The sequence below is a fragment of the Mesorhizobium sp. WSM4845 genome, assembly GCF_055811455.1.
Genome location: NZ_JBVVQA010000023.1, coordinates 99,973 through 112,445, shown reverse-complemented (window position 1 = coordinate 112,445; position 12,473 = coordinate 99,973). Strand labels below are relative to the sequence as shown.

Genomic DNA, 12,473 nt, shown 5'->3' with positions numbered 1-12,473 from the left:
CCCCCCCCCCCCCCCCCCCCCCTCCCCCCCCCCCCCCCCCCCCCCCCCCCCCCCCCCCCCCCCCCCCCCCCCCCCCCGCTTCAGTTGTCGGGGGTCCGACTGATCAGATCGCCTGACCACCCGAAACCTCGATCCGCTGTGCCGTAACCCAACGGTTATCCTCGCCCAGAAGGCTTGCCACCATTGGCCCGATGTCATCGGGCAGCCCTACGCGGCCAAGCGCGGTCATCCCTGCGAACTGCGCGTTGACTTCGGCATTGTCGCGCACCAGCCCGCCACCGAAATCGGTCTCGATCGCTCCGGGCGCGACCGTGTTCACTGTGATCCCGCGTGCACCCAACTCTTTCGCCATATAGACGGTCAAGATTTCGACCGCCCCCTTGGCGGCCGCATAGGCCGAGAAGCCCGGATAGGACACGCGGGTCAGGCCCGAAGAAAAGTTCACGGTCCGCCCGCCATCTGCGATGAGCGGCAGAAGCGCCTGAACGAGGAAGAAGACGCCCTTCACATGGACGTCGAACAGACCGTCGAACTGCGCCTCGGTCGTATCGCCGATCATGGCGAATTCGCCGTGGCCGGCATTGTTGATCAGGTAATCGAAGCGGTCGCGGCCCCAGGTCTCTTTCAGCGCCGCGCGCAGGGTCTCGGCAAACGCCGCGAAGCTGGCGACCACGCCGAGATCGAGCTGCAGAGCAACCGCCTTACGGCCCAGGGCTTCAATCTCGGCCACAACCTCGCGGGCCTGAGATGCGTTGCCGCGATAGGTGACGATAACGTCGCGGCCATGCCGCGCGATGCTGACAGCGATGTTGCGGCCGAGGCCGCGGTTGGCGCCGGTGACGAGTGCGATCTTGGTCATGCGGGAAGTCCTTTCATCCGAAGTGATGGGGACAACATGCGGCAAGAGCGTCTCCAGTTGTTGCCGATTCCTCGCGTAGTCTTGCCTGTTCCTGCAAATCTGGATCGGCCTTGCCATACAGGGTTTGCCAGAATGTTCGGATTTCTTGCCTGATCCTTCTTCAGGTCTTGCCTGAAGCGCCACCACCCTTCATCTTGCTCATATGAGCCGAACGCTTCTCGACCTTATGCGCAGCTTTGCCGACACTCATGCCGACCGTTTCGGGGCAGCGTCGACGCCTATTCCCGGCCTGACCGCGATCCGCGCCACGGAGCCCGGCGAATTGCAGGTGGCTGTCAATCGGCCGCTGGTGGCCATGCTGTTACAAGGTGCCAAGCGGGTCACGATAGGGGCCGAGACATTGGAATTCGGTCCGGGCGAGTCGCTGCTGATCTCGGCCGATGTGCCCACGGTCAGCCAGATCACGCAGGCAACCCTCGGCACGCCCTACTATTCGCTGGCGCTGGAACTCGACCCAGTCCTTATGCGGGAACTCGCGGTCGAGATAGCGGCGGTCCCGGGCGATCCGCGCAAGCCTGTCCGAGTGGAGCCGACCGACGCAGATGTCGCCGATGTGGTGCGGCGTCTGATGCGGCTTCTGGACCATCCCTTTGCCCTCCCGGTCCTGCAAGGGCCGTTGCTGCGCGAGATTCATTTCTGGCTTCTGGCGGGACAGCACGGATCGGCCCTCCGCAGCCTCGGCGGGGCCGATGGCCATGCACAACGCATCGCCCGTGCGGTCGCCATGATCCGCGAAAGCTATGCACGGCCGATCCGCATCGAGGAACTGGCCGAGGCCGCGGGGATGAGCACCTCGTCCTTCCACCAGCATTTCCGCCAGACCACCACGCTGTCTCCCTTGCAATTCCAGAAGCAGTTGCGCCTGATCGAGGCTCGGCGCCAGATGCTGGCCGATGGCACGAGCGTGAGTTCGGCGGCATATGCGGTGGGCTATGAGAGCGTGCCTCAGTTCACCCGCGAATATGGCCGTCTGTTCGGCAAACCACCGGCCCGCGACATACGGCGGGCACAGATGGCTGCGTAGTCTGACTCTGCTTCAGAAGAAAGCGAGAGTCCGCTGTGGGTCACATCCAGACCACCCTTGAGCGCTGCGTACGTCCGCTTCTGCACCTCGATGGCCGAAAACTGACAGTCCGCAGTCGGCCCCCAAGCCCTTTCTTGGATACCCGTTTCCCTCTCGGCCGATGATAGCCGGAAGGAGATACACGATTGGACATTCTCAATATGATCCTGTGCTGCAGGAGCGACGGGCTTGGAATGCTGGGAAGAAGGTTGGCGCGAAACGAGCGCTGAAGCCTCGGCAGATATGGACGATCCGGTTTTTCTTGGATCGGGAGGCCCGATTGCGCGATCGAGCGTTGTTCGACCTCGCGATCGACAGCAAGTTGCGCGGCTGCGATCTCGTGAAAATCAAGATCGGCACCCTAGTGGTCGGTCACGAGATTCGGACGCATGCGATGGTGGTGCAGCAGAAGACGGGCCGGCCGGTTCAGTTTGAGCTGATGGCTGACGCGCGGTCGAGCCTGCTTGCTTGGCTGGAAAGGCGAGGCGGAAGCGTCGACGATTATGCCTTCCCGAGCAGAATTGACCATTCGGCCCACATCAGTAGGAGGCAGTATGCCCGTCTGGTCGATGAATGGGTCGGAGCGATCGGTCTGCGTCCCGAGGAATACGGCACGCATTCGCTTCGCCGCACCAAGGCATCGATCATCTACAAGGCTACCGGCAATCTCCGAGCGGTGCAGGAGTGGACATGGAAGACGCGCTCGCTCTTGCAGAGGGAACTGAGATCTGACCGCAGGACGGCGGCCACTGGCTCTGCTACCGGGCTGCCGCTCGTAATCTTGGCAGCAACTTGTCACCCCAACGTCGCCTTGCCGCTCACGCCAAATTCTGTCGAGCGGCAGGGCGACGATGTCGGACATTGAGATCAGCATTGCCGCTTCCTGAAAGCCGACATCCCAAGAACCTCGCTGAGGGTCGTGGTTGCGCCATTTCTTGACATTCCGAGCGCTTCTGCGAACCGGACCTTCGCGCCAAGCCCCGGAATCGATCCCTTGCGGATTTTCCCTCGAAGAAGCCGAAAGGCAAGCCCTCGTCGCAAGTCAGCGGGGGAAAGAACAGTTCCTAATCCGACATTGTCGCCACCTCAACCAATATTGGCAATTTGCAGCGCATCGACACGGAGAGTCTTGCTGCGTCGTGTAAAATGGCTGCGTTGCTTCCGCTGCTTCGTGGGGACGGGGGCGCCCGGTTCCGTTGACCGGCCTGCGATTGGTCTGCAGCGCGATCAACTTGGCAATCGCGCCCAGCGCTCCGTGATCCGTATCATCGAACCGGAGGTGGTGCAGATGACACGGTTTGTCCCTAATTTTCAGGACACGAAGCGCCCGCGATCGGCAGTGGTACCAATGACGTATTCGGGCTATGCTTAACGCTGTGTCTGGGACCATTCCGATGAAGGAACTGGGTGTGCCGGGCTCGCTCATCGAGCTCGAGCAGAAGGTTGCGCTCCTCACCCAGGAGTTGGACGAGACTCGCGAGCAACAGGCAGCCGCTGCCGACGTCCTGAGGGTGATCAGCCGTTCGGCTTTTGACCTCGACGCGGTGCTCACTGCTTTGACGCAGACGGCCATCCGCCTGTGTGAGGCATCGCGCGGCGTCATATGGCTGAGCCGCAACGGGCAGCTATTCTTAGCAGCGCACGTCAATTATCCGGACGAATGGGTCGCCTATGTGCGAGCCAATCCGATCACGCCCGCAGCGGACGCAGTTACCACCTCGGGCCGTGCCGCGTTTGCTGGCGAGGTGTTCAACATTGAGGATGTGCAGAGCGACTCGCGCTGCAGCTCGCTTGCTGGCCATAAGCTCGCCGACTATGGTGCCGCGCTCGCAGTCCCGCTGAAGCGAGATGGCGAGGTGGTCGGTGTGATTTCGCTGTCGCGAACCGAAGCGCGACTCTTCAGCGACCGCCAGATTGCGGTCGTGCAGACATTCGCCGACCAGGCCGTTATCGCTATGGAGAACGTACGTCTCGTCACCAGCCTCGACGCCAGGAACCGCGAGGCGGCCGAAGCGTTCAGACAGCAGACCGCCACCGCCGATGTGCTCAGGGTCATCAGCAGGTCAGCATTCGACCTCCAGACCGTTCTCGATACCTTGACAGAGTCTGCAGCCCGTCTCTGTCAAGCGGACATGTCCGGCATCTGCCGTAGCGAAGGCCCCGGCTTCTACTATGCCAGCAGCTTCGGATTTCCGCCCGACTGGCTCGTCTACAACAAGGACCGTCGGCTCGACACGGGGCGTGGCTCGATTGTCGGCCGTGTGCTCCTCGACGGGGCCCTGGTGCAGGTCGCCGACGTACTCGCCGATCCGGATTATACCTATTTCGAACCGCAGGCGAAGGCCGGCTACCGAACACTGCTCGGCGTCCCCTTGATGCGCGAAGGCAAGGCGATCGGCGTGCTGGTGCTCGCCCGCCGGACGGTAGCGCCCTTCACCGACAAGCAGATCGAGCTCCTCGGAACCTTCGCAGACCAGGCCGTCATCGCCATCGAAAATGTGCGCCTGTTCGAAGAGGTCGAGGCACGCACGCGCGATCTCGGCGAAGCGCTTGAGCAGCAGACTGCGACCAGCGAGGTGCTGGGCGTCATCGCCGCTTCACCCACCGACATCCAACCCGTCCTGAAGACGGTCGTGGAAAACGCGGCAAGGCTCTGCGCGGCCTATGACGCCGCGGTTCTGCTGAAGGAGCAGGATTCGCTGGTCATCGCCGCGCATTTCGGCCCGATCCCGATCGACTTTACGAAATTTCCACTCAGACGCGATTGGGTGGCCGGTCGGTCGGTTGTCGATGCCAGGACTATCCAGGTGCCCGATCTCATGTCGGCAGGCGACGAGTTCGCGGCGGGGCGCGCAATGGCTGAGCGGCTCGGCCATCGCACCATACTGGGGACTCCCCTTCTGCGCGACGGAGAGGCCATCGGAACGATCCTGCTGCGCCGGACCGAGGTCGCACCCTTTACTGCGAAGCAGGTCAACCTGGTCGAAACCTTCGCCGACCAGGCTGTCATTGCTATCCAGAACGTCAGGCTATTCGAAGAGGTGCAGGCGCGGAACCGTGCGCTAACAGCGTCGCTGGAGCAGCAGACGGCGACCAACGACATTCTCAGCGTCATCTCGAGTTCGCCGACCGACGTACAACCAGTGTTCGACATGATCGCCGAGGCGTCGGCGCGGCTGTGCGAGGCGGAGTTTTCAGCAGTCTTTAGATACGACGGCGCGCTCATCCATTTCGTGGCTCAACATGGGCTCTCTCCGGCTGGTTATCAGGCGATGAGCGGCGCCTATCCCCTTTCGCCTGGCCGCTCTGGGGCTACGGCCCGCGCGGTACTGAGTGGCAATGTCGAGCAGATACCCGACGTGTATGAGGATCCCGACTACGCGCTTGGCGATGTGGTGACGGCTGTCACCGCTCGCAGCATCGCCGCAGTGCCTATGTTGAAGAACGGCCAAGCGATCGGCGCGATTGCGGTTGCGGGATCGGAGCCAGGACTCTTTCCGGCCCAGCAGATTGCGCTCCTGCAAACCTTCGCAGATCAGGCGGTCATCGCTGTCGAAAACGTGCGCCTGTTTGACGAGGTGCAGGCGCGCACCGCCGAGCTCGGCGAAACCCTGCGGCAGCAGACCGCAATCGCCGACGTGCTGAAGGTCATCAGTCGCTCGACCTTTGACCTCCAGGCGGTGCTTGGCGCTCTTGCCGCGACGGCTACGCGCGTATGCGAAGCCGATATGGGCTCTATCATGCGCCGCGATGGCGAAACCTATCAATTTGCCGCGAATGCAGGATTCCCGCAGGAACTGGTGGACTATGCGAAAGAAAACCCTCTGACAATCGGCCAAGGCAGCGCCACTTCGCGTGCGGTGCTGGACCGGCACACCGTGCACCTGCCGGACGTGCTCGCCGACCCCAGCTACACCTTGACCGACTTTCAGAGCCTCGGCGGCTACCGCTCGTTGCTCGCCGTGCCGCTGGTCCGTGAGGGATCGGCAGTAGGCGTCTTCATCCTGACCCGCTCGACTGTGCGGCCGTTCACTGAAAAGCAGATCGAACTCGTTGAAACGTTTGCCGATCAGGCCGTTATCGCTATCGAGAACGTGCGCCTGTTCGAGGAAGTGCAGAAGCGCACCAGCGAATTGTCGAGCTCCCTGGAGGAACTTCGGGCCGCTCAGGATCGGCTTATCCAAACCGAGAAGCTCGCTTCGCTTGGCCAGCTCACCGCGGGCATCGCGCATGAGATCAAGAACCCGCTCAACTTCGTCAACAATTTCTCTGCCGTCTCCCTGGAACTTGTCGAAGAGCTGCGGCAAGCGCTGGACAGTGCCCCTTTGGACGGACCAATTCGCAAAGAGGTCGACGAACTGACTGGACTGCTCAAGGGCGACCTCGAAAAGATCGTGCAGCACGGCAGGCGAGCCGACTCGATCGTCAAGAACATGCTGCTCCATTCGCGACAAGGATCCGGAGAGCACCGGCCGACCAGCATCAACGCCATCGTCGAGGAGAGCCTCAATCTCGCTTATCATGGGGCCCGCGCCGAACGGAGGGATTTCAACATCACAGTCGAGAAGTCCCTCGATCCCGACGCCGGCGATGTCGACTTATATCCTCAGGAGATCACGCGCGTGCTGCTCAACCTGATCTCCAATAGCTTTCATGCGACAACGCATCGCGGCCAGGGCGATGGCAACGCCTATTCGCCGGTGCTGTGCGCCTCGACGAAGAGCCTTGGCGACAAGGTCGAGATCAGGCTGCGCGACAACGGCACTGGCATCCCGCCGGAGGTGGTCGAGAAGATGTTCAACCCGTTCTTTACCACGAAACCAGCTGGCGAAGGGACTGGGCTCGGCCTGTCGCTCAGCCACGACATCATCGTGAAACAGCACGCGGGCACGCTCGAGGTGGACACAAAGCCGGGCGAGTTCACCGAGTTCCGCATCCTGTTGCCACGCGGCGCTGCATCGGTCGGCAAGAAGGCAGCCGCCCAATGAACCCGCTCATACTGGTGGTCGACGACGAACCAGACGTCGAGGTCCTGTTCCGCCAGCGATTCCGCCGGGACCTACGTTCTGGCCGCTTCGCTATGGAATTCGCGCTCTCTGCACACGCGGCTCTTCGCGTGATCGGGGAGGTGGAGGGCACGACGTTGATCCTTATTCTCTCCGACATCAACATGCCTGGCATGAGCGGGCTCGAATTCTTACCGAAGGCGAGAGAGGCCCGTCCCGATGTACCGGTGATCATGATCACCGCCTATGGCGACTCCGAGACCAGGCGTACTGCGATGGAGGAAGGCGCCGCGGCGTTTCTGACCAAGCCGATCGACTTCTCCGCTTTGCGAGCGGAAATCGAAACCAGGCTACGGTGGGTCGCGTGACTGCGCACATCCTGGTGGTCGACGACGAGCCGGACCTGGAGGATCTGGTCAGGCAGAAATTCCGCTGTCATATCCGCGACGGCGCGATCAGCTTCATGTTCGCCCGCGATGGTGTGGAGGCCCTGGCGATACTCGATGGAAACCACGACATAGACATGGTGGTGAGCGACATCAACATGCCGCGCATGGACGGCCTTTCGCTCCTGCAACGGCTGCAAGAGGCCGAGGCTCAGCTGTCGACCATCATCGTCTCGGCGTACGGCGACATGACCAACATCCGCACGGCGATGAACCGCGGCGCCTTCGACTTTCTCACCAAACCGATCGACTTTCCCGACCTTGAGGCTACGATCGCCAAGACGCTGCGCCACATCGAGATCCTGCGCGAAGCGCGGCGCCGTCAGGCCGCCGCCGAGCGGGCGCATGCGGCTTTGTCGCGCTACTTCTCTCCTAACCTTGCGGAGCGGCTCGCGGGCGCGCAAGACAGCATCGATCTCGCTGGGCAGCGGCGCGATGTGGCGGCGCTGTTCACCGACATTGCCGACTTCACGATGCTGGCCGAAACGATCGAGCCGAGCGTGCTCGGTGACCTGCTCAACGACTATCTCGCTGGCATGAGCGACATTGTCTTTGGGCATGAGGGGACGTTAGCCAAGATCGTCGGTGACGCGCTTCACGTATTGTTCGGTGCGCCCGGCGACCAGCCGGATCATGCGGTACGCGCGATCGCGTGCGCGCTCGACCTCGACGCCTTCTCTCAAGCCTTCCGGGAGACCTGGCACCAACGCGGCATCGCGCTCGGCGTGACACGCATCGGCGTCAATGCAGGGCCTGCAATCGTCGGCAATTTCGGCCGCGGACGTTTCTTCGACTACACCGCCTACGGCGACTCCATCAACATAGCGGCGCGGCTGGAGGCGGCAAACAAGCAGCTCGGCACGCGCATCTGCGTCAGCGAGGCTGCCGCCAAGCAAGTGCCCGATTTTCGCGGCTTGCCGGTCGGAGACCTGGTGCTGAGGGGTAGGTCCGAACCGCTGCGCGCCTTCGAGCCACTCAGGCGGGAGCAATACGACGAGCCAGCAACGGCCGCCTATCTACAGGCATTTGCGAAGCTGGAAACTGGCGATCCGGGCGCGCTTGCCGCGTTCGCCGCTGAAGTCGGACAGTGGCCTGAAGATCATTTGGCCAGTTTCCATCTCAGACGCCTCTTGAACGGCGCGGTGGGCGCCAGGATTTCGATCGATTGAGGCGCCCCGCTTGAAGGTTGGGGGAAGGAAAGGCGGACCCCAACATGCTCCCACGTGATCACCTACGTCTTCGTGCGGCGACGCTATCGTTACGGAGACGTCCGAACGCGTCCTATCGGGCTCGCGGGACGCTATCAGCCGAATCAACGACGACTGCTCGTTGATCTCAGAGCCGATCATAAGAATCTCCGTTTCTGGTCATGGGCGCTGCTTGCGGTGAAAGTCGGCTTTCGGGCGACGAAGTCGGCCGATGAAGGGCAGCTCAGGGTCAGGTCACGACGATGCCCACACCAACTTGAATGTCCGCTGTTGAATATTCGCCGCCCGAAGCTGCCAGTCCGCTGCCCGCCCCGCCCCAGTCATCAGCGTGCCGCACAGCGGTCGTGCTGTTCCTTCGAAGCAGTGGCTGCAGGAGGTTCAATACCGGACCTCGCCCGGTCAGGTGCTCATACGAGGCCGGCTTTGCGAAGGCCATCCACGATCAGCTCGAAATCGTTGGGATCCTTGTAGGGCAATACTTTGCGGCGATGTTCCAGTGAATATTGGGGGTTGACGCGAAACACTTCCTGCCACTCGCGACGGGCTTCTTCGAACCGACCCAGATGGCCGTAGCTCGCCGCCAGGAGCACGCGTGAGACGTCGGTGGAAGGGTTACGAACAAGTCGCCGCCTCAGGATCCCAATTGCCTCTTCGTACCTGCGCAACTGGAACATCGCTTGCGCCTGGAAGTGAAGGTACACGTCCGGATAATACGGGTTCAAGGCCATTGCCCTGTCGAAACACCGGAGTGCGTCCTCAGGCTTGCCGGAATAATGCAGTGCGTAACCGAGATTTTCGTGCCCCTCGGCAAGATTTGGCGCAAGAGCGATCAAGCGTTTAGCCGAGCAGATGGCCGCCTCATGCCGTCGCGAATACAATTCGACGATGCCCAGCGCCCAATGTGCGTAAGGATATCGATCGTCGAGCGCCACTGCCCGTGCCGCGAACATTTCCGCTTGTGCCATTGCGTTCGACCACGACGAGCTCCACTGGTTTGCATAGTCCAGTATGTTTGCGAACGCGAGGAACGCGTAGGCGGGAGCGAATTTCGGGTCGAATTCGACGGCGCGCTGCAACAGTTCCCGGCCCTTGATGTTTTCCGCTTTCGTGAACCGCCATAGCTGCTCTCGGCCATGAAGAAAGCAGTCATATGCGTCCAGGTTGCCGGTTTGCTCGGTCGCGGGCCGCTGCTGGTCGCCCTTTGTCAGGTTGAGCGCCAGCGCGTCGACAATTTGCTGCGTAACTTCGTCCTGTACGGCAAAGATATCGGTCAGGTTGCGATCGAAGCGCTCCGCCCACAGATGTCCGCCTGTGGTCGCGTCAATAAGCTGCGCGGTGATACGTACCCTGTTGCCGGATTTGCGGACGCTGCCCTCCAGCACGTAATGTACGCCGAGGTTCCGGCCCACCTTCTGAACGTTCACGTTCCTGCCCTTGAAAGTGAAGGACGAATTGCGAGCGATCACAAACAGCTGCGACAGCTTTGAGAGAGCTGTGATGATGTCTTCGGAGATTCCGTCGGCGAAATATTCCTGCTCGGCATCACCGCTCATGTTGGCGAAGGGCAGCACGGCAATCGATAACTGAGGCGGTGCCGCTGTGGAAAGCAGAGCTTCCGAAAGTTCGTGGGTCACAGGCGCCTTTGCGTGAGCCGCGGTGCCGACTCGGAGTGAATAAACCCGGATCGGTTCGGCAATATTCTTGAGCTGGGTGTCGCCGAGATCACTGACCGAAACGTCTAGTCTCGTCTTGACTTGCCGATAGGCGTCTTCGGACAGGCAGATGGTGCCCGGGGCCGCGACACCCTCCAGACGCGAGGCGATGTTGACGCCGTCGCCCATCAGGTCGCCGTCGCTTTCTTCGACCACGTCGCCCAAATGTATCCCAATCCGAAACTCGATGCGGCGGTCCTCGGGCACGCCGGCGTTGCGCTCGACCATGCCATTCTGCACTTCTATGGCGCAGCGCACGGCGTCTACCACACTGCGGAATTCGACCAACGCACCATCGCCTGTGCGCTTGACCATACGACCGTTGTACACGGCGATGGTCGGGTCGATCAGGTCGCTTCGAAGTGCCCGCAACCGGGCCAACGTACGATCTTCATCCGTGCTCGCCAGCCGGCTGTACCCGACCACATCAGCGGCAAGGATCGCGGCTAGCTTGCGGCTCTCGCTCACGGGCCAATCTCCTCGTATCCACAATAACACGAAGAGGCAGGGAAACATGAAAGTTCGCTGTCCCCAGAGCGGTATCCTGCACTCGCTAGAATTCTACACCCTACGCCGAAGTAAGGGGTCATCCGGCGCGGCTGCCTGGCAAGGGACGGCCATCAACGCCCCACTCAATGCCTCTTGAAATACTGCACCTCGCGTTCGTGCTTCTGCGCAGCCTCGCGGCTGTCAAACGTCCCGAGATTGCGACGCTTGCCGGTCTTTTCGTCGTTCTTGCGCGAATAGAGGCGGTATTTTCCGTCTTTGAGTTTTCTGATCATCTGCCACTCCCCAGCCGCTGCTTCCCCTTGAGGTTGCGCGCGGCTTGTTCGATCGCCGCTCGGTCGTTGCCCAGCCTGTCGATCAGTTCCTGCGCCTGTTCGCCCGATATGCCGGTGCGCACAGCCAGGGCCTCCACCGTCAAGACGTCGGAGCTCGCGACCTCGCGGGTTTCCGGCAGGGCATCGCCTGCGGTTAGAGGCAGGGCTGCCTCCCTGTCGATCTCGGCCTCGGCCCGGTGCCAGTGCCGCTCGGGATCGCCATGAATCCCGCCTTCGCGTTCCCAGATCTGGTATGCGCGCTCACGAATCTTGTCTTCCCGGTCGTCGCCCATGTTGATTTCCTCCTTTTTGAATCGGATGAACGCCGCGCCGGCCCGAACGATCCAAGAAGTCTGCGTGATCGTGGGGTGGGACCGCACAAGGCGCTATGCACTGCGGCCGCCAGTCCGCCGCCCTGTCCCCACCTACTCGCACTGCCGGCGCGGGCCGCCGGAATAGGGCTGGTAGGTGTTGTCTTCCGGCCGGTAGGAGCGGTAGCGGCTGAAGCAATATTGCACGTGGTCGGGCGGAAGCCAGGCGCCGCCGGTCTCATCCGCCGGAACATCGCCATCCATCGACCACGTGTCGGTCGCCTCGACATAGCTGGCGCCATCGTCGGCAGGCTGTGCGGCGCGGTCGGCCGCACCGGCATCGAGATAGGGCGAGATGCAGGGACGCTGCTCCCCGCTGTAGGAGATGTAGTGGTCGTCGCTAGGCCTGTAGGAGCGGTAGCGGCTCGCGCACCATTCCACATGGGCGGCGGGCATCGCCTGCTGCTCGTCCGTTGCCGGCGTTGCCGGCTTGACGGAGGCGGTAGCGGTGGTGTCGGGCGACGAAGCTGCGGCATCGGCAGGTTTCGCGGCGCGATCAACTGGGGCCTGATCAAATGGGGCCTGATCAGACGGGACCTCTGCTACCTCTGGGACCTCTGGGACCTCTGGGACCGCTGGGACCGCTGCGACCTCCGGGACCTCTGGGACCGCACGGGCGGGAAGGCGCTCAAGATGCTGCAAAGCGGGATTCACCTTCCGCGGCTCCCTCGGCCACAGTTCGGCAACGCTGGAAGTCGGAGCGACCGGCCGCACCGGTTCGGCGGAGAGAATCCACAGGGCGAAAGCCAATCCACTGGCGAAAACCGCCAGCGTCAGCACGAAGCCGCCAAGTACCGCCGATAAAGCTCTCACCTTGCGCTCCTTTGCCCCGTCATCTGTTAAAATGCGAGGCATTGGATCCGGTTCCAACTAGCGCGGCAGCATGAACTTCCGTGCGCAAAGGAAGCCCCCTCTCCGTCTCGGCTT

Annotated in this window: 9 protein-coding genes and 1 pseudogene; 5 read left to right on the top strand and 5 right to left on the bottom strand. The window is 62.1% G+C overall.

The window, feature by feature from the left end:
* Nucleotides 1-103: 103 nt before the first annotated feature.
* A complete protein-coding gene (locus AC0L2C_RS23925) occupies nt 104-859 on the bottom strand; it encodes an SDR family NAD(P)-dependent oxidoreductase (RefSeq protein ID WP_023799004.1) in 756 nt (251 codons plus the stop codon).
* Between the two features lie 202 nt (nt 860-1,061).
* Between AC0L2C_RS23925 and AC0L2C_RS23920 the strand changes: the two genes are divergently transcribed.
* The 5 genes and pseudogenes from AC0L2C_RS23920 to AC0L2C_RS23900 all read left to right on the top strand — a co-directional run bounded on the left by AC0L2C_RS23920 (nt 1,062) and on the right by AC0L2C_RS23900 (nt 8,603).
* Nucleotides 1,062-1,943, top strand: a complete 882-nt coding sequence (locus tag AC0L2C_RS23920; protein ID WP_473524601.1) for an AraC family transcriptional regulator — start codon at nt 1,062-1,064, stop codon at nt 1,941-1,943.
* A 184-nt stretch (nt 1,944-2,127) separates the two neighbouring features.
* Nucleotides 2,128-2,714, top strand: a pseudogene (locus AC0L2C_RS23915) (tyrosine-type recombinase/integrase).
* Between the two features lie 662 nt (nt 2,715-3,376).
* Entirely contained in the window at nt 3,377-6,970 is a 3,594-nt protein-coding gene (locus AC0L2C_RS23910; protein ID WP_023799006.1) for a GAF domain-containing protein, read from the top strand.
* A complete protein-coding gene (locus tag AC0L2C_RS23905; protein WP_023799007.1) occupies nt 6,967-7,356 on the top strand; it encodes a response regulator in 390 nt (129 codons plus the stop codon). The genes AC0L2C_RS23910 and AC0L2C_RS23905 overlap by 4 nt, the downstream gene beginning before the upstream one ends.
* Nucleotides 7,353-8,603, top strand: coding sequence for an adenylate/guanylate cyclase domain-containing protein (locus AC0L2C_RS23900; protein ID WP_023799008.1), 1,251 nt, complete (start codon nt 7,353-7,355; stop codon nt 8,601-8,603). The genes AC0L2C_RS23905 and AC0L2C_RS23900 overlap by 4 nt, the downstream gene beginning before the upstream one ends.
* 446 nt (nt 8,604-9,049) lie before the next feature.
* On the opposite strand, the gene AC0L2C_RS23895 is transcribed toward AC0L2C_RS23900, so the two are convergent.
* The 4 genes from AC0L2C_RS23895 to AC0L2C_RS23880 all read right to left on the bottom strand — a co-directional run bounded on the left by AC0L2C_RS23895 (nt 9,050) and on the right by AC0L2C_RS23880 (nt 12,359).
* Nucleotides 9,050-10,822, bottom strand: a complete 1,773-nt coding sequence (locus tag AC0L2C_RS23895) for an adenylate/guanylate cyclase domain-containing protein (protein WP_287240700.1) — start codon at nt 10,820-10,822, stop codon at nt 9,050-9,052.
* 164 nt (nt 10,823-10,986) lie between these two features.
* Entirely contained in the window at nt 10,987-11,136 is a 150-nt protein-coding gene (locus AC0L2C_RS23890) for a hypothetical protein (RefSeq protein ID WP_023799010.1), read from the bottom strand.
* Complete coding sequence (locus AC0L2C_RS23885; RefSeq protein WP_128172982.1) at nt 11,133-11,468, bottom strand: DUF2934 domain-containing protein; 336 nt, start codon at nt 11,466-11,468, stop codon at nt 11,133-11,135. Before AC0L2C_RS23885 ends, AC0L2C_RS23890 begins: the two co-directional genes overlap by 4 nt.
* A 132-nt stretch (nt 11,469-11,600) precedes the next feature.
* Nucleotides 11,601-12,359 carry a BA14K family protein gene (locus AC0L2C_RS23880; RefSeq protein ID WP_473524600.1) on the bottom strand — a complete coding sequence of 253 codons (759 nt, stop codon included), beginning with the start codon at nt 12,357-12,359 and terminating at the stop codon, nt 11,601-11,603.
* Between the last annotated feature and the right edge of the window lie 114 nt (nt 12,360-12,473).

Coding starts and splice junctions, on each gene's coding strand:
- AC0L2C_RS23925 (WP_023799004.1), bottom strand. CDS start 859: ATGACCAAGATCGCACTCGTCACCGGCGCCAACCGCGGCCTCGGCCGC.
- AC0L2C_RS23920 (WP_473524601.1), top strand. CDS start 1,062: ATGAGCCGAACGCTTCTCGACCTTATGCGCAGCTTTGCCGACACTCAT.
- AC0L2C_RS23910 (WP_023799006.1), top strand. CDS start 3,377: ATGAAGGAACTGGGTGTGCCGGGCTCGCTCATCGAGCTCGAGCAGAAG.
- AC0L2C_RS23905 (WP_023799007.1), top strand. CDS start 6,967: ATGAACCCGCTCATACTGGTGGTCGACGACGAACCAGACGTCGAGGTC.
- AC0L2C_RS23890 (WP_023799010.1), bottom strand. CDS start 11,136: ATGATCAGAAAACTCAAAGACGGAAAATACCGCCTCTATTCGCGCAAG.
- AC0L2C_RS23885 (WP_128172982.1), bottom strand. CDS start 11,468: ATGGGCGACGACCGGGAAGACAAGATTCGTGAGCGCGCATACCAGATC.